This is a genomic window from Trinickia sp. Y13, assembly GCF_029522115.1.
GTDB lineage: Bacteria > Pseudomonadota > Gammaproteobacteria > Burkholderiales > Burkholderiaceae > Trinickia.
This window is the reverse complement of record NZ_JAKWFK010000010.1, coordinates 159,868-176,496: the sequence shown is the minus strand read 5'-3', so window position 1 is coordinate 176,496 and position 16,629 is coordinate 159,868. Positions and strand designations below refer to the sequence as shown.

General features: G+C 66.7%; 18 protein-coding genes. 10 read left to right on the top strand and 8 right to left on the bottom strand.

Features of this window, described 5'->3' with window-relative positions; all coding sequences use genetic code 11:
• Positions 1-188: 188 nt before the first annotated feature.
• From MMB74_RS18970 to MMB74_RS18955, 4 genes are all read left to right on the top strand, one after another.
• Positions 189-1,304, top strand: coding sequence for an NADH:flavin oxidoreductase/NADH oxidase (locus MMB74_RS18970; RefSeq protein ID WP_277430198.1), 1,116 nt, complete (start codon positions 189-191; stop codon positions 1,302-1,304).
• Between the two features lie 56 nt (positions 1,305-1,360).
• Positions 1,361-2,902: a TAXI family TRAP transporter solute-binding subunit gene (locus MMB74_RS18965; RefSeq protein ID WP_277430224.1), complete on the top strand. Its 1,542-nt coding sequence runs from the start codon at positions 1,361-1,363 to the stop codon at positions 2,900-2,902.
• A gap of 76 nt (positions 2,903-2,978) precedes the next feature.
• The gene (locus tag MMB74_RS18960; protein ID WP_277430197.1) at positions 2,979-3,620 is read left to right on the top strand and encodes a DsbA family protein; all 642 of its coding nucleotides are present in this window, start codon (positions 2,979-2,981) and stop codon (positions 3,618-3,620) included.
• A 74-nt stretch (positions 3,621-3,694) separates the two neighbouring features.
• Complete coding sequence (locus MMB74_RS18955; protein WP_277430223.1) at positions 3,695-4,609, top strand: LysR family transcriptional regulator; 915 nt, start codon at positions 3,695-3,697, stop codon at positions 4,607-4,609.
• Positions 4,610-4,951: 342 nt separating this feature from the next.
• Here the strand turns inward: MMB74_RS18955 and MMB74_RS18950 are convergent, their stop codons facing one another.
• The 3 genes from MMB74_RS18950 to MMB74_RS18940 all read right to left on the bottom strand — a co-directional run bounded on the left by MMB74_RS18950 (position 4,952) and on the right by MMB74_RS18940 (position 7,787).
• Positions 4,952-5,740, bottom strand: coding sequence for a sulfite exporter TauE/SafE family protein (locus MMB74_RS18950; protein ID WP_277430196.1), 789 nt, complete (start codon positions 5,738-5,740; stop codon positions 4,952-4,954).
• Positions 5,741-6,099: 359 nt separating this feature from the next.
• The gene (locus tag MMB74_RS18945; RefSeq protein WP_277430195.1) at positions 6,100-7,575 is read right to left on the bottom strand and encodes a sodium:solute symporter; all 1,476 of its coding nucleotides are present in this window, start codon (positions 7,573-7,575) and stop codon (positions 6,100-6,102) included.
• Positions 7,572-7,787 (bottom strand): DUF3311 domain-containing protein, encoded by a 216-nt coding sequence (locus MMB74_RS18940; RefSeq protein ID WP_277430194.1) that lies wholly within the window; start codon positions 7,785-7,787, stop codon positions 7,572-7,574. Before MMB74_RS18940 ends, MMB74_RS18945 begins: the two co-directional genes overlap by 4 nt.
• A 286-nt stretch (positions 7,788-8,073) precedes the next feature.
• Here MMB74_RS18940 and MMB74_RS18935 point away from each other — a divergent pair, with 286 nt between their 5' ends.
• Genes MMB74_RS18935 through MMB74_RS18925 form a run of 3 tightly spaced genes read left to right on the top strand, consistent with a single transcriptional unit; the run spans position 8,074 to position 9,693 of the window.
• The gene (locus tag MMB74_RS18935; RefSeq protein WP_277430193.1) at positions 8,074-8,706 is read left to right on the top strand and encodes an RNA polymerase sigma factor; all 633 of its coding nucleotides are present in this window, start codon (positions 8,074-8,076) and stop codon (positions 8,704-8,706) included.
• Between the two features lie 28 nt (positions 8,707-8,734).
• A complete protein-coding gene (locus tag MMB74_RS18930) occupies positions 8,735-9,169 on the top strand; it encodes a hypothetical protein (RefSeq protein WP_277430222.1) in 435 nt (144 codons plus the stop codon).
• The gene (locus MMB74_RS18925) at positions 9,166-9,693 is read left to right on the top strand and encodes a periplasmic heavy metal sensor (RefSeq protein WP_277430192.1); all 528 of its coding nucleotides are present in this window, start codon (positions 9,166-9,168) and stop codon (positions 9,691-9,693) included. The genes MMB74_RS18930 and MMB74_RS18925 overlap by 4 nt, the downstream gene beginning before the upstream one ends.
• A gap of 22 nt (positions 9,694-9,715) precedes the next feature.
• Here the strand turns inward: MMB74_RS18925 and MMB74_RS18920 are convergent, their stop codons facing one another.
• Positions 9,716-10,201, bottom strand: a complete 486-nt coding sequence (locus MMB74_RS18920; protein WP_277430191.1) for a YbaK/EbsC family protein — start codon at positions 10,199-10,201, stop codon at positions 9,716-9,718.
• Between the two features lie 253 nt (positions 10,202-10,454).
• On the opposite strand from MMB74_RS18920, the gene MMB74_RS18915 reads away from it, so the two are divergent.
• From MMB74_RS18915 to MMB74_RS18905, 3 genes are all read left to right on the top strand, one after another.
• The gene (locus tag MMB74_RS18915) at positions 10,455-11,843 is read left to right on the top strand and encodes a DUF1800 domain-containing protein (protein ID WP_277430190.1); all 1,389 of its coding nucleotides are present in this window, start codon (positions 10,455-10,457) and stop codon (positions 11,841-11,843) included.
• 3 nt (positions 11,844-11,846) lie between these two features.
• Positions 11,847-12,995 carry a DUF1501 domain-containing protein gene (locus MMB74_RS18910; RefSeq protein WP_277430189.1) on the top strand — a complete coding sequence of 383 codons (1,149 nt, stop codon included), beginning with the start codon at positions 11,847-11,849 and terminating at the stop codon, positions 12,993-12,995.
• Positions 12,996-13,145: 150 nt separating this feature from the next.
• On the top strand, positions 13,146-13,379 hold the full coding sequence (locus tag MMB74_RS18905) for a hypothetical protein (protein WP_277430188.1): 234 nt from the start codon (positions 13,146-13,148) through the stop codon (positions 13,377-13,379).
• A 28-nt stretch (positions 13,380-13,407) separates the two neighbouring features.
• Here the strand turns inward: MMB74_RS18905 and MMB74_RS18900 are convergent, their stop codons facing one another.
• From MMB74_RS18900 to MMB74_RS18885, 4 genes are all read right to left on the bottom strand, one after another.
• Positions 13,408-14,124 (bottom strand): Crp/Fnr family transcriptional regulator, encoded by a 717-nt coding sequence (locus MMB74_RS18900; protein ID WP_277430187.1) that lies wholly within the window; start codon positions 14,122-14,124, stop codon positions 13,408-13,410.
• A complete protein-coding gene (locus tag MMB74_RS18895; RefSeq protein ID WP_277430186.1) occupies positions 14,121-14,807 on the bottom strand; it encodes a 2-hydroxychromene-2-carboxylate isomerase in 687 nt (228 codons plus the stop codon). Before MMB74_RS18895 ends, MMB74_RS18900 begins: the two co-directional genes overlap by 4 nt.
• Before the next feature lie 115 nt (positions 14,808-14,922).
• Positions 14,923-15,603: a 3-oxoacid CoA-transferase subunit B gene (locus MMB74_RS18890; RefSeq protein ID WP_277430185.1), complete on the bottom strand. Its 681-nt coding sequence runs from the start codon at positions 15,601-15,603 to the stop codon at positions 14,923-14,925.
• Positions 15,604-15,645: 42 nt separating this feature from the next.
• Positions 15,646-16,416: a CoA-transferase gene (locus MMB74_RS18885; protein WP_277430184.1), complete on the bottom strand. Its 771-nt coding sequence runs from the start codon at positions 16,414-16,416 to the stop codon at positions 15,646-15,648.
• Between the last annotated feature and the right edge of the window lie 213 nt (positions 16,417-16,629).

Sequence of the window (16,629 nt, the reverse complement as noted above, 5' to 3'; positions counted from 1 at the left end):
GGTGCCGCTCGTTGGCGGCAAGCGGCGCTCGAAAGCAGCAATTTCCGGCGGTATCCCTTATGCTGCACGGCGATGCAGTGCGCGGGCGGGCCTGGCTCGCATGCGCATGCGCCGCGCGCACGGCCGCATCGTGCGCGACCGGCCCCGCCCGTGCCTGTCGCGGGCCTCAACCGATCGAGGAATCCGCCATGAGCCGTTTATTCGAGCCGATGTCCATCGGCAACCTTGCGCTAGCCAACCGCATCGTCATCGCGCCAATGTGCCAATACTCGGCTGAAGGCGGTTCTGCGACCGATTGGCACATGATTCACCTCGGCCATCTCGCGTTGTCGGGCGCGGGCCTCTTGATCTTAGAGGCGACGGCCGTCTCGCCCGAGGGCCGCATCTCGGCCGGCGACCTCGGGCTTTATTCCGATGAAAACGAAAGCGCGCTGGCCCGTGTGCTTGCCGCCGTGCGCAAGTACTCGCCGATCGCGCTTGCCGTGCAACTCGGCCACGCGGGCCGCAAGGGATCGAGCCGCGCGCCATGGGACGGCGGCGCGCAGGTTCGCTCGAGCGAGCCGCTCGGCTGGAAGACGGTTGCACCCTCGCCCGTGCCGCATGCCAAGGACGAAGAGGCGCCCGTCATGCTCGACCGGGCTGGGCTCCACAAGGTGCGCGACGATTTCGTGGCAGCTGCGCGGCGTGCGGCGCGGCTTGGGATCGACGGTATCGAGATTCATGCGGCTCATGGCTATCTGCTGCATCAGTTTTTGTCGCCTATCGCCAATCGCCGCGATGACGAGTATGGCGGCAGCCTCGAAAACCGCATGCGCTTTCCGATCGAAGTCTTCGAAGCGGTGCGCGCGGTGTTTCCTGCGGAGCGCCCCGTCTGGGCGCGCATTTCTGCGACGGACTGGGTGCCGGGTGGCTGGGACATCGACGGTACCGTCGCGCTGGCCACGGCGCTGAAAGCGCGTGGCTGCGCGGCCATTCATGTGACCACGGGCGGCGTCTCGCCCGAGCAAGCGATCAAGCTCGGGCCGGGCTATCAAGTGCCCTATGCGCAGCGCGTGAAGGCCGAGGTGGGCCTGCCGACGATCGCAGTGGGCCTCATCACCGATCCCGAGCAAGCCGAAGCGATCATCGAGGCAGGGGAAGCGGATGCCGTGTCGCTTGCGCGGGCGATGCTCTACGACCCACGCTGGCCTTGGCACGCGGCGGCTAGGCTCGGCGCGCAGGTGCACGCGCCGAAGCAGTATTGGCGCTCGCAGCCGCGCGAGTACAAGGATCTATTTCTCGGCGCGGGATTCGGTCAGCGTTGACGATGTCCGATCCTCAGCGCCCCCCTCGCAAGTCGCGGCTGCCGCGCATGCCGAGTATGTCGCGCATGCTGCGCTCGCCGCGCCCGCCACGTTTCGTCGCGCGCGTCATTGCCGTTTCCTGGCGCGATCTCATCGTGACGATGGGGCCGATCGTGGCCGTTTCGGGCGCGGCGATCTGGCTTGCGATTCGCCTGATCCAGCCCGCGCCACCCGATACGCTGACGATTACGGCGGGCCCGCCCGGCAGTTCGTTCTGGAATGCGGCCGAGCGCTACAAAGCCATCCTCGCGCGCAATGGCGTCAAGCTGAAGGTGCTGCCCTCGGCCGGATCGATTCAGAACCTCGAGCGGCTGTCCGATCCCAACGCATCCATCGATGTGGGGTTCGTGCAAAGCGGGGTGACGCTCGCGACGCTGGCGCCTGCGTCTGCAAGCTCGGGCGCCGCTCAGGCGAGCAACGCCGCACAGCCGGCGAGCCCCGCATCGGCCGAGTCGGTTGGGGCTTCGACATCGGCCGCATCTGCGCCGCCCACCGGTGCCTCACTGTCCGGCGCATCCCAAACGGCGGACGTGGGCGGTGACGCCGAGCACCTCGTCTCGCTCGGCAGCGTCGCCTACGTGCCGCTCGTGATCTTCTACGAAGGGCCCAAGCGGCTGCGCTTATCGGCGTTCGCCGGCAAGCGCGTCGCGATCGGCCCCGAGGGCAGCGGCACGCGAGCATTGGCGCTAGCGCTCTTGAAGGCGAACGGCATCGAGCCCGGTGGCGCGACGACGTTGTTGCCGCTGACGGGGGAGGCCGCAGCCCATGCGTTGACGACGCACGAGATCGACGCGGCTTTCTTGACTGGCGATTCGGCGCAGCCTCCCGTTATGGCGCGGCTGTTGCGCACGCCGGGCGTCCGGCTGTTCTCCTTCATTCAGGCGCGCGCCTACGCTCGCCGTTTCCCGTACCTGACCGATATCGAACTTCCGATGGGTGCATTCGACCTCGGCAAGAACCTGCCGCCCGAGTCCGTGCATACCGTCGCGCCCACGGCCGAGCTCGTTGCGCGCGATTCGTTGCATCCGGCGCTTTCCGACCTGCTCGTCGAAGCAGCGAAGGAAGTCCACGGTCGTGCCAATCTTTTGCAGAACGCGGGCGAGTTTCCATCGCCGGTCATGCACGATTTCCCCATCAGCAGCGACGCCGCGCGCTACTACAAATCGGGTAAAAGCTTCTTGTACCGGGTGCTGCCGTTCTGGCTCGCGAGCCTGGCCGACCGGCTCATCGTGCTGATCGTGCCGATCGTCGTCGTGCTGATTCCCGGCGCGCGGCTCATCCCGTCGCTCTATGCTTGGCGCGTGAAGTCGCGCATTTACCGGTGGTACGGCGCGCTGATCGCGATCGAGCGCTCGGCGTTAGACGAGAACGCGACCGAGCAAGAGCGCGCTGCCTCGCGCGCCAAGCTGAGCGAGATCGAGGGCGCCGTGAACCGGCTGAAAATGCCGCTCGCCTATGCCGACCAGTTTTATGTGCTGCGCGAACATATCGGCTTCGTGCGTGCGCGGCTCGCCCAAGCGTACGACGAGCAAACGCACACGGAGGCGGGCGGCGCGTAAGATGCTTCAGAAGAGGGCGGCCGGGGCGGCCGCCGTTCGACGCGGCGAGCCGCAACCGGACCCACCGGAGACCTTCATGACCCAACCGATCGACGCGGCATCGCCGCTCTGGTTCTACGATTTCGTGTCGCCGTTCTCGTACCTGCTGCTCGAGCAGCATGACAAGTGGCCCAGCATGCCGTTTTCGCTGGTGCCCGTGTCCGTCTATGCGCTATACCGGCATTGGGGGCAACGCCCCGCGAACGAGGTGCCGCAAAAACGACTGTTTGTCTATCGGCACGCGCTCTTTCGCGCGGAGCAACTCGGCATTCCGTTCCGAATGCCTCCCGTCCACCCGTTCGACTCGACGAAGGTGCTGCTCTTGGCCGCCGCGATCGAGGCCGACGTGCCCACGGTCTGCACGATCTTTCGCTTCATTTGGCGCGACGGGCGCGACCCGTCGACGCCCGATGGTTTCGCCGATCTGTGCCAACTGTTGAACTTGCCGCACGGCGAACGGTTGATCGAGCATCCCGATACGAAGGCGCGCCTGCAACGCAATTTCGACGATGCGGTGGCGCTGGGCGTATTCGGCGTGCCGACGTTCCGGCTGCATCGGCAGTTGTTTTGGGGCGAAGACGCGTTGCCGATGGTGCTGTACTGCGCGCGTTCGCCCGGTTGGCTCGAATCGCCCGAGGTCAAGCGCATCAGCGCGCTGCCGAGCGGGGCCGCGCTGTGACGCTGCCGACGCGCCGCGACGCCGGCCGTCGGGAAGCGTCACCGGATGCCGAGCGTGCCGCCGATGCGCTCGACATCTGGTTGCTGCGGGTCCTGCGCACGCTGCTAACCGAGCGCAGCGTCACGCAGGCCGCGTTACGCCTGAACCAAACGCAGCCCGCGATCAGTACGGCGCTGCGCAAGTTGCGCGAAGCGCTCGGCGATCCGATTCTCGTGCGCGGCAAGACCGGCATGGTGCCGACCGAATTTGGGGAGTCGCTGCTCGCGCCGGTGCAGCGGACGCTGCGCGAAGTCGATTTCGTTGCCACGCCGCATGGCAACTTCGATCCGGCGCTCACGCGTCGCACCTTCCGGATCGCCGCGCCCGATTATTTGAACGACTTCTTCATGCCGACGCTGATCGCGCGGTTCCGGGAAGCGGCGCCGCATGCCCGGCTCGAGATCGATTCGCTCAATCCCACGCTCGATCATTCGGCGGCGCTCGACGGCGGGGAGCTCGATCTCGTGCTCGGCAATTGGCCCAAGCCCGATGCGCGGTTCGCGCGCAGCGATTTGTTCAGCGATACGGTGGTGTGCCTGATGCGGGCCGACCATCCGCTCGCGCAGGCGCCGCTCACGCCCGATGCGTATTTCGCGGCCGCGCATCTCGCGCCGACGCCCTATAGCGGCGCCCGGCGCAATGCGATCGAGATCGGGTTGGCACGCGCGGGCGCCGTGCGCCGGGTGGTGACGACGCTGCCTTACTTCGGCCTCGTGCCGCAGGTGTTGCTGCGTTCGGACCTGATCTTCACGACGACGCGGCGCTTTGCGATGCACTACGCGCGCGTGTTGCCGCTCGCGGTGCGCGATGCGCCGATTCCGTTTCCACGGATCAAGTGTTATCAACTTTGGCATCCGCAGCCGGATCGTCCGCACGACGTGGCTTGGCTGCGTGGGCTCGTCGATGAAGTGTCTGCGCGGCTGACGGTGCGGGGGCGGCGCGAGCCGTAGAAGCACCGACCGACCAGGCTGTCGTCGCCGGTGTTGCCCGTGTGCGGTCATCGATAAGTTTTTCGAAAAATCAATGAGCACTACTAAGCATCGTAGCCCGTTGTTGGCTGCCTGGGTGTCGTTGTGCAACTTCTTCGGCACGCTCGTGCCGGGCACGGCGCTCGGTCAGTACGACGGCCGCGCGACGTCGATCAATACCGGCATCTGTCCGTTCATCTTGTCCAACGCAGGCGGCAACGATCCGTCGATCACGAACGTCGCGGGCGTCTACACGGTGGAGTGGAAAGCAGTAGCGGCAAACGCTTCGGGGTGCGGCGCGGTTGTAACCGCGCCTCGAAGCCGCTACACCCAAACGAGCCGCGCGCCGACCAACACGAGAATGGCGGCGAGCAAATTGCGCAGCAGCGCTTCGGGCGCGCGCGAAGTCAGATGGCTGCCGAGCGCGATGCCCGGCAGCGAGCCGATCAGCAACGAGATCAACATGGCGACATCGACCGAGCCGAGCAGCCAATGGCCCATGCCGGCCACGAGTGCGAGCGGGACGGCATGCGCGATGTCGGAGCCGACGATGCGCGAGGTGGGCAAGAGCGGATAGAGCAGCAGCAGCACGGTCACACCAATGGCACCGGCGCCGACCGAGGTCAACGAGACCAGCGCGCCGAGCACCGCACCCGTCAACGCAGTGAGCAGCGCCGTGCGCACAGGGCCGGAGCGACGCGGCGCACGAGCGGCGAGCGCGGCCAGTTGCGGGCGAAATATCAGCGCCACCGAAGTGATCAACAACGCAATGCCGAGCACGTGTTGGATAAGCGATAGCGCCGCCTTCGATTGCATCCCGTAACGCTGCAGCAACCACAGCGTCACAGCGGCGGCCGGTATGCTGCCGCACGCGAGGCGGCCCGTCACGCGCCAATCGATCGAGCCCTTCAGCCCGTGCACGAGGGTGCCCGTCGCCTTCGTCACGGCCGCATAGAGCAAGTCCGTGCCGACCGCCGTGGCCGGATGCACGCCGAAGAGCAGCACGAGCAGCGGCGTCATCAACGAGCCGCCTCCCACGCCCGTCAAGCCGACGAGAAAACCGACGCCGAGGCCGGAAGCGGAGTACAGAAGGTTGATGTGGGGCAGGGACATCTGCGTTCGAAGTGGCGACTGGGCCGTGGCGAGTAAGGCTGCGATTGTAAGCTGGCGCCGTACCGTTACTTAGAAGAAAAGGCCATATCGTTAGAACAAGAGGCGATAAATGGCTGCCATCTTCGTGAAAAGCGAGCGCCGCGACGCAGGCCCGCCGAGCGTTGGCGACGATCTCTGCAAGAGGATGGTGAGCCTTCGAGCAAGGGTGGCGTCCGCGCTCGTCCGGTCCGAGCGCAATGGCTGCGGGTCTTGGCGGAGGGGGGGCTTGGGGGAGAGGGACGCGCCGCGTCAGCGAGTCCGCACGGTGCGCCAAACGCCGTGCGCCGAACTGACGCACGGCGCACGGGCTTAGCCGGCCATCAGAAGGTCCGAGCCTGCGATTGTCCCGCGGCGCGCGGCTGCGTCGCGGCACTAACGATCACGAGCACGACGATGTTCAACGCAAGGGCGACGAGCCCGATGTTGAGGTCTTTGATCTTATCGGGCAGGAAGGGGAACCATTGGCCGATGCTAGCGTGCGTGAGCGTCGTGTAGGCGACCACGGCCACGCCCGCCACGATGCCGGCGAACGCGCCTTGCTTGGTCACCCAGTTGCGCGCGGCGAGGCTCGTCAGCACGGCGGGGAACAATTGCGTGACGAAGCTGTACCCCATCAACAACAAGGCGACGATCGTCTCGCCGCCGCGCAGCGTGAAGAAGACGGCGACGAGCGCGATCACGGGCACGAGCAAGCGCGCGAGCTGCGTGACCGTCGTGTCGGGAGCCTGGCGATTGACCGCCCCACGGTAGACGTCATTGGCGAGCAGCGTCGCGGCCGCGTTCAGAATCATCGAACCCGGCACGAGCGCGGTCAGCACGCCGGCCGCACCGATCACGCCGATGAACCACGGGTCGAATGCTTGCAGCGACAGGTGGAACAACGACAAATCGATGTTGCTGCCCTTCAGGCCGGGCACCTTCAGCGACGCCGCGAAGCCGACGAAGAACACGAACAGCAAAATCAATTGGTACAGCGGCAGCACGGCCGCGTTGCGCCTGAAGATCCGATCGTCGCGCGCCGTGAAGATCGAGCCGAACGTATGCGGCCACATGAAGAAGCCGAGCGCAGTCAGCAGCACGGTCGACTGGAACCACGCCACGCTAGATCCTTTCGCAGGGAACGTCAGGAAGCCGGGCTTGGCCGTATCGATCGCGTGGAACATTGGCGCGAAGCCGCCGTAGAAGTGAATCGGCAAATACACGCCGAGGAAGATGACGATCGCGAGGATCATCAGGTCCTTCACCACGGAGTTCCAGGCCGAGCCGCGCACGCCCGATATCGTCACGTAGAGCGTGACGACGATCGCGCCGATCCACACGGCTGCGGTAGGCGAGATGACGCCATAAGAGGCCGTCGCCACGATGATGCCCAAGCCCTTGAACTGCAGCACGAGATACGGCACGAGCGCGACGACGTCGACGATCGCCACCAGCACGCCAAGCGACGGGCTCGCGTATTTGCTCGCCAGGAAGTGCGGCTGCGACACCAAGCGATGCGATTTCGCATAGCGCCAGATCGGGGGCAACAGCCAGTACGAAATGATGTAGGCGAGCGTTGCGTACGAGAGGATGTAGTACGCTGCGGCGCCTTTGCCGTAGGCGAAGCCGCTGCCGCCGAGGAAGGTGAACGTCGTATAGATTTCCCCTGCCATCAGCAGAAACACGAAAGCCGTGCCGAAGCTGCGTCCGCCGACCGACCACTGCTCGAGGTTCATGTCGTGGCCGCGGCGGGCTCGCACCCCGAGCCCTAATGCAACTAGCGTAATGGCGACGATGATGAGAAGCGCGCTATTCATGAGCCGGCCTCCTCTGTAGGTACGGCGCCGACGCGATTGGCCGGGTCGAGCCGATAAACGAGCGCCATGATGAGCGCGCTCATGACGACCCAGAACACGATCCACGCGAGCACGAGCGGCATGCCCAGGATGAGCGGCTCGACGCGATTGACGAATGGGACGCCGAGCAAGATGCCGATGAACGGCAATGCGGCGAGTAACCGAAGAACCATGAAAATCACTCCTCGAAACGAAGGGTGGTGCAGATGGACAACGGTAGTACGGAGAAAGGCGTAGCGCTTCGACTCTATGCCGGTTCCGCTCGCGCCGTAAAGGTTTTCAAAAAAGGCCGCCTTAGGGCTTACACCAACTGCGATAGGCTAGCGCAAGCCCGTAATTAGCGTGAACGGCCCATAGGCTTTGCGACGCTTCGCGACGGGTTTTGCGGCGGCGTCCGTTTAAGCAGGGACGGCCCCTACGAACCCACGGAACGACGAACGGACCCTTTCTCATGATGCAGTGCATTCAAAGCCGAAGCGGTGCGCGTTGAGCGAGCGCGATCTCGATGCCGAACTGCTCGCGCGCGTCGCGCGCGGAGATGCGTCGGCCGTGCGCCTGTTGGTGACGCACAAGCTGCCACGTCTGCTCGCGTTGGCGGCTCGCATGCTCGGCGATCGCATGGAGGCCGAGGACGTCGCGCAGGAGGCCTTCGTGCGGATCTGGAAGCAAGCGCCGCATTGGCGCGAAGGCGAGGCGCGTTTCGACACATGGCTGCATCGGGTCGCCATGAACCTTTGCTACGACCGGCTGCGCGCGCGGCGCGAAGTGCCCGACGAGACGCTGCAGGATGCTCAATACGAGCAAGAAGTGCCGACGCCGGGCGGGCCAGAGGCGGCGCTCGAGGCGCGCCAGCATGGCGAGCATGTGCGGCAAGCGCTCGCGGCCCTGCCGCCGCGTCAGCGCGAGGCGCTCGTGCTGACCTACTACCAAGAGCTGTCGAATGCGGACGCGGCGGGCGTCATGGGCCTGAGCGTCGAGGCGCTCGAGAGCCTGCTCGTGCGCGCGCGCCGGGGCGTGCGGGCGCATTTGGCGCATTTGAATCCAGCCGCCGAGGGCGAGCCGCCGGCCTCGGCCTCGACGCGCAAACGGTGACGACTTGCAAGGATCGATCATGACGACGATGACCCTAGAACGATTCGCGCGCATCGTCGACGCCTATGGCGCCGACCCGCGCCGCTGGCCCGACGACGAACGCGCCTCGGCCCGCGCGTTCGCTCAAGCGCATCCGCGCGAAGCGCAGCAACGGCTGGCGGCGGCCGCTTCGCTCGATGCCGGCCTGGACGCCGATGTCGTCGAGGCGGCGAGCCGCGCGCTGCAGCAGCGCATCGTCTCCTCGGCGCCAGCGCCGAGCGGAGCGCGCACGGTCAGGGCGCGACCGGCGCGCTGGTGGCTATCGGGCGCCGCATTGGCCGGCGCGGGCGTGGCTGGGCTTGCCGCGGGGGCGATGGCCATGTCGCTGTTGATGACGATGAGCGAACATCCGACGGGATACCACGAGCCTTCGTACTTATCGACGGGGTTCGATGCAACGGTAGGGGATGGGAGCATCGAATGACGACACGTGCGATGAAGGCGCTTTGCATCGGCTCGGTGGCGCTGAACCTGTTTTTGTTGGGCGCGATCGCGGGCGGGGCCTATCGCTGGTTCGCGGCCCGGCAGGTTGCCGAGGTCGCCGTCGGCGCGCGGCCGGCGGCCCCAACGGCGCTGCGTTTCGCCGCCCAGGAGCTCTCGCCCGAGCGGCAGCGTCAATTCCAGGAAGCGCTGCGGCGAGCGCGGCGAGAGGCGCGTCCGCTCGTGCAGCAAGCGCGCGAAGGGCGGCGCGAGGTGTTGCGCCTCGTTGCTGCTGCGCCGTTCGATCGCAGCGCGCTCGATGCAGCGCTGGCCCATACCCGCGCCGCCGATCGCGCGGTGCGCGAGCGCATCGAGGCGGCCGTGGCCGAGTTCGTCGCGACGCTAACGCCAGCCGAACGCACGGTTTTCGCGCAAAGCTTGACGCTGCGCGGGCAGTGGCGGCAGCCGCCGGGCAACCGCGCGCTCGCGCCGAACCCGAACGCGACATCCGAGGCGAGCGCGCGCTGAGCCGCGCCCTGCCGCTGCGCGGTCAGAACGAGACGCCCTGCATCCGATGCGCGAAGCGCGCCCGTTCGGCGCCGTCCATCAGCGCTAGGAATTGATCGGATCGCATGTGCACCAATTCCTCGTGATCGCCGGCCTCGAAATAGATCTCGGGTTGCTGGGCGAGGCTTTCGTCGAGGAAGGTCATCATGCCGTATTCGGTGCACACGGGCGGTAGCGCGCCGGGCGCGCAATCCTTGAACAATTCGCGCATGTCGGTTTCGCTCGCGAGCGTCAAATGCCGGCCCGTCATCTCCCAGATTTCCGAGAGGCGCACTGCATGCGTCGACGGCAGGACGGCCGCCACGTAGCCTTGCTCGTCTTCGAGCAAGACTGTCTTGGCCAAGCGTTCGCCGGGCACATGGGCCGCCGCGGCGGTTTCGATGCTCGAGTGGCTGTACGGATGGTGAAGGACGTCGTATTGGCAGCCTTTGTCGTGCAGGCATGCCTCGAGGGTGGCACTCATCGTCATGGCGGACCTCCGTAGGAGGGAAAGAGCGGAGACGACCGCGATCGCCAAGCGCGAGGGCGGCGCACTCTTAGGATAGGCGGTTTGTGGGGTAGTGCCAGTGTCGTCGAAGCGGCTTCGCCTGGGCGCGCCATTCTCGTTGGGGGTCGCCTCCCGGCCTAGGGATAAAAATCTGCGCCCGCAGCGACGGGTTACGCGCATACGCTGCGTTTAAGCACCATACCGACGCAACGCCACATCAAGAAGCGAGGCCAGCATGACCGATTCACCGCATTTGACCGAAGCGGCCATCGCGCTGAACCGTTTCGGCCTGGGCGCGCGCGACGACGAGCCGCCGCCGGCCGATCCGAAAGCGTGGCTGCTCGCGCAATTCGATCGCTACGAGCCGAAGCCAGCCGCCTGGGCGCCGGTGCCGGATGCGCAGTCGCTGGCGGGCTCGCTTGCGGCCGCGCGCCGGCAGGCCGCAAGCGGCGTGGACGAAGGGGCCAAGCTCGCGGCACGGCAGATGGTCAGGACCGAGGTGCGCGATGCTTATCGCGAGGCAGTGGACGCCCGCGTGCAGAGCGCGCTGACGAGCCCCGCGCCGTTGGTCGAGCGGCTCGTGCATTTCTGGAGCAACCACTTCGCGATTTCGACCGAAAAGCCACAGGTGGCCGCGCTGGCGGGGGCGTTCGAGGCCGAAGCGATTCGGCCCCACGTATTGGGGCGCTTCGACGACATGCTGCTCGCCGTCGAGCGGCACCCCGCCATGCAGGTGTTTCTCGACCAGGTGCGCTCGGTCGGCCCCGACAGCGCCGCGGCCATGCGCGCCGACCTGCGCGATCCGCAGCACAAGCGCGGCCTCAACGAGAACTTGGCCCGCGAAATCATGGAGCTGCACACGCTGGGCGTGCGTACGGGCTATACGCAGGATGACGTCACCGAGTTTGCGCGCGCGCTGACGGGTTGGAGCATCGTCGGGCCGAAAGGCGAGGGCGGTGCGCCCGGCAGTTATGTGTTTCGCCCCCGTCTGCATGAACCTGGCGAGCGCACGGTGATGGGCCGGCATTACGGCCAAGCGGGCGAGGCTCAAGCGCTAGCCATCCTGCACGATCTCAGCGCTGCGCCGGCCACTGCACACCACATCGCGATCAAGCTCGCCCGTCATTTCGCCGGCGACGATCCGAGTCCCGCGCTCGTTGCGCGCCTAGCCCGCGCGTTTCAGACGAGCGGCGGCAATTTGCCCGCTGTCTATCGTGCGCTCGTCGCCTCGCCGGAGCCGTGGGCGAGCGCGCCGGTCAAGTTCAAAACGCCGTGGGATTGGACGATTTCGGCGCTGCGCGGGCTGGGCGCACGCGAATTGGATGGGGTCAAAGCCGCTGCGCTGCTCGCGCAACTCGGGCAGCCGGTTTGGCGACCCGGCTCGCCGGCCGGCTATGACGATGTCGCCGCGAGCTGGGCCGCGCCCGATGCGCTCGTGCGCCGCGTCGAACTGGCGCAGCGCATCGCGGCGCGCGTCGGCGATCGCGTCGATGCGCGCACCCTCGGTCCCGTCTTGACGGCCGGCTCGCTCAGTCCTGCGACGGCGCTTGCCGTTGCGCGTGCGGAAAGCGCGCAGACGGCGCTAGCGCTGCTGCTCGTGTCGCCCGACTTTCAACGGAGGTGAGCCATGCTCTCTCGCCGCAATTTCCTGAGATTCACGGCCGCAGGCGCAGGCGCGATGCTTGTTGCCCCGCGGATGGCGTTCGCGAGCGTGCAATCGGATCGCCGTTTCGTCTTCATCATTCAGCGCGGGGCGGCCGATGGGCTGCACATCGTCGTGCCCTATGCCGAGCCGGCTTACGCGACGCTGCGCGGGCCGATCGCCGTTGATGCGTCGACTGCGACGCGGCTCGACGGCACCTTCGCATTGCATCCTGCGTTGCAGCAAACGGCGCAACTCTATGCGCAACGGCAAGCTCTGTTCGTGCATGCGGTTGCCACGCCGTATCGTGACCGGTCGCACTTCGACGGGCAAAACGTGCTCGAAACCGGCGGCGGCGCCCCGTACAGCGTGCACGACGGCTGGTTGAACCGCTTGGTCGCGCTCGTCGGACCGAGCCGCGCCGAAGCGATCGCCTTCGCGCCCACCGTTCCGGCGGCGCTGCGCGGCAAGATCGACGTCGCCTCCTACGCGCCCTCGAGCTTGCCGAGCCCGCCCGACGACTTGTTGCTGCGCGTGGGCGCGCTGTACGAGCACGATGCGCAACTCGGGCCGCTTTGGCGCTCGGCCATGGCTGCTCGCGAGATGGCCGGTGGCGCACGCGCCCGAGGCGACGCCGCCGGTCTCGGAAAAGTCGCCGCGAGCTTTCTCGCGCGCGCGGACGGGCCTCGCATCGCCATGATCGAGACCGGTGGGTGGGATACGCACAGCGGGCAGAGCGCGCGCCTTGCGGCGCAGCTCAAGGCGCTCGACGCGATGCTGGGCGCGTTGCACGATGGCCTCGGCCCCGCCTGGGACAAGACGACGATCGTGGTAGCGACCGAATTCGGGCGCACGGCAGCCGTCAACGGCACCGCGGGCACCGACCACGGTACCGGCTCCGCGGCCATGGTGTTGGGCGGAGCCGTTCGGGGCGGCCGCGTGCTGGCCGACTGGCCCGGCTTGCGCACGGCGGATCTCTACGAAGGGCGCGATCTGCGCCCGACCACCTCGCTCGACGCGATGATTGCCGGCGCGGCGAGCGAGACCTTCGGTCTCGATCCACATCGCACGATGGCCTCGCTGTTTCCCCAGACGGCGCAGGCCAAACCCCTGACGGGGCTCGTTACCGTTTGACCGCGCGCGACCGCAGCGGGCCGTGGCGCAACGGCGCAATGCCGCACTGCCAGGAGCCGGCAGCCGAAATTGCCCGTCACGATGCAACAACGCACCGCCTCGCGCCGGTCTTACCGGTAACGAGGCAATACAACCCAGGGAGGCAGTTAGATGTCGATTCGTTTTACGCTTATTCGCTCACGCGCCGCGCAGGCGCTATTGCTGTCGGCGGCCGCGCTCACGCTGGCGGCCTGCGTGGTCGAGCCGGCCCGGCCGCCGCGGCCCGCGCCGCTGGTCGAAGTCGTGCCCGCGCGGCCCGCGCCCGAGTATCACTGGGTTAAGGGCCGCTACGTGTGGGTCGGCAACCATTGGAATTGGGTCCGTGGTCACTGGGTACTCGACTGACTCAACGGCGGCGGCGCAACCGAGGCGCTCACGCGCCGTAGTTGCGTAGCCGCTCGAGATCGACGACCGTGACGCCCCCGTACTCGAGCCTGACGACGCCATCCTTGTGCAGTGCCTTGAGCGATTGGTTGGCAACTTGGCGCGTGATGCCCGAAAGCAGACCTAACTCTTCCTGTGTGATCTCGAGGTGGTCCCCACTGCCCGGATAGAGCACGGGGTTGAACAGCGAGGCGATGCATCGCGCGAGGCGCGGCGTCGCATCGAGCATGCGGTCGTATTCGAGCAGCGCCATGAAATGGCTGAGCCGCTCGTTGAGTTGGCGCACGAGGAACCGATTGAACGCAACGCTGTGCTCGACGAGCCACATGAAGGTCGCACGGTCCATGAACGCCATGCGCGTGTTGCGCAGCGCGACGATGTCATAGCGGCGCGGCTCGTTCTTGAGCACCGAGCCCTCACCGAACCAGCCGCCTGCCGGCACCCCCGTGAACGTGACGCTGCGGCCGTCTTTCGAGACGGCGCCGACTTTGACGAGCCCCGACACGACGCCGGTCCAGCTTTCGAGCACCGTGTGTTTCGGGCAGATGCAGGCGCCGCGCGCGAAGGTTTTTTCGACGATGCCGGCGCAGGCGCGTTCGGCTTCCTCCTCGGGCAACTCGAGCGACCAGGCGGCGATATGCGCTAGCCTTGCCCGCCCCACGCCGGGCCGGCCGGCTTCGGCATCGGGGCGCGGTGGCGCTGTCATGGCTTCGCTGCGGGCTCGGCCGCGGCCGCGCCGGGCATGCGGCGCTGAACACCGACTGGCAATGCGCTCACGCGGCGCACTTCGGGCGAATCGAGCCAGGCGCGCGAACCGATGCAGTCGACGAACATCTCGGTGGCGTCTTCGCCCCAGAACAGCTCGCCGTCGAGCACGAACGTCGGCACGCCGAACAGGCCGAGCGCCATGGCCCGATCGGTGTTGGCTTTGAGCGCGTCCTTGGCGCTTTGCGCTTCTACCGCTTCCACGCCTTGGGGGTAGTCCATCGCATCACAGAGCGCCGCGAAGCCTTCGGGCGAAGCGACGTCGTGGCCGTCGCGCCAGATGAACCGAAAGATGCGTTGGATGACATCGAGCGAGCTCCCCATCGCGATCGCGAGCCGTAACGCCTTGAGCGAATTGAACGGGTGCGCGGGGGGCATCCGATAGGCGATGCCGAGCTTTTGCGCGCGGTAGAGTGCATGACGGTAGGTGAAGACGCGCTTGGCCGGAATCTCGGCCGGACCGCGTTGCCCCACTTGCGTCAGGATCGCGCCAAACGCGATCGGCCGCGCTTGGACCGTCAGCGTGGCGGGCAGCTTGTCGAACTGCTCCAACTGCAGGTAGGCGAACGGTGAGACGAAATCGAAGAACCATTCGGCCGTGTGGCCGGTCGTGGAGCTGGACATCCTGCGAGTTCTCCTGGGGTAGGTTGGCAAGTGGGCATCGATGGCGCGTCGCCAGGTGCCGCCTATCGCGCCGCGCGTGATGCGCTTTGTAACGTAAACGAAGCGGCCTTCCCGCTCAGGGCGCGAGCTGCCGCCATGCGGGCGAAAGCTCGAACGGCGCATCGGTCATCGCGCGCACGTCGGCGAGTGTCGCATGCGAAATGATTTCACGCAGCAACAGGCCCGTCTCGGTGACGTCGAACACCGCATGCTCGGTGACGATGACCTTGACGCAGGCGCGGCCCGTCAGCGGCAGCGTGCAGCGTGACAGGATTTTCGAGCGCCCATGCTTGTCGGTATGCGCGAGCGCCGCGATCACTTTCGGCGTGCCGTAGCACAGATCCATCGCCCCGCCGATGCCGGGCCACCACTTGCCGTCTCGTTCGCACGCCCAGTTGGCCAGATTGCCGAGGGCGTCCACTTGCAGCGCGCCAAGGATCGTCACATCGAGATAGCCGTTGCGCATCGCGCCGAGCGAGGTCGCCAGGTCCATCAGCGCCGCACCGGGCGGCAGTGTGATCGGTTCGGTGCCCGCATTCGTGAAGTCGCTGTCGATATCCGCGAACGCAGGCCGCCCGCCGAATCCGAACGCGCCGTTTTCCGTGTGGAAGATGATGCCCGCGCCGGCATCGAGATAGTTCGCCGTCAGCGTCGGGATACCCAGGCCGAGATTGACGACTTCGCCGGCTGTCAGCTCCTGCGCGCAACGCGCCGCGATGCGCTGTTTCGGGTCGGTAAGGTAAGTGCGGGTCAGCATCGTAGTCTCCTCGCATGCGTCGGTCGGTTTGGCGCCGGGCCTTCAGGCGCTGGCGGCGGTTTCTCGCGGCAGGCGGCCCAGCTTGGTCCACTGATCTCGGTAAAGCGCATGTTGGGCGGGCAGCGTGAGCCCCTGCACGACGGCATCGACAAACACGCCTGGGCAGCCCACGCGTTCGGGCGCGATGGCGCCGACTTCCACGATCTCGTTGACTTCGACCACGGTGTAGCGGCCGGCCATGGCGATATCGCGCTGGTTTTGCAGCGACGTGCCACGAAATTCGACGTTGCCGAACGTATCGGCGCGCCAGCCTTTGATGATCGAGACATCGGCCGTGAGCGGCCGTTCGACGAAGAACTCCCGACCGTCGAGCGTGAGCTTGTCCTTCGGCGTGTTGCGCGCCGGAAACATGCCTGGTTGATCGAGGATGCCGATGCCGACGGGGATCAGCACGCCGCCTAAGCCCATCGCGCCCGCCCGGACTTTTTCGGCCCAGGTTCCCATGGGAAAGAACTCGGTCACGCGCACGGCGTCGGTCAGGTACGCCCAGGTCGACTCGTCCGTCGTGCCGACATGGGTGCCGATGAACTCGGCAAGCTGCCCCGACGTGAAAAGCCGCGCCTTCAAGAACCCGCCACGCAGCCCCGGGGTATTGGCGATCAGCGTCAGGTCCCCGACCCCGCTTGCGAGTAGGGCTTCGATGCAGCAAGCCGCTTCGCCCGCGCCGACGAATTCGCCCAACATGAGCCGCATGCCCGGCTGCAAGGCGGCGAGCGCCGCCTCTATGGATTTGACCTTATTTACGTAGCGCATCGCCGTCTCTCCGTTGTGGGTGCAACACGAGCCGTCGCCTCGCGCGAAGGGGACTGCGCCGCGTGAGCCGATTGCGACGCAGTCTAGGGGGTGTTGCGCCTGCAAGTTGTCTTGTGGATGACAGTTCGTCGATTCGAGCGGGAACGCTCCATGCTCGTACGGTTCTCGCCTTTGTCCCCGTTTACGAGATCCCGAGCGTCCGGAGGTTGTCCG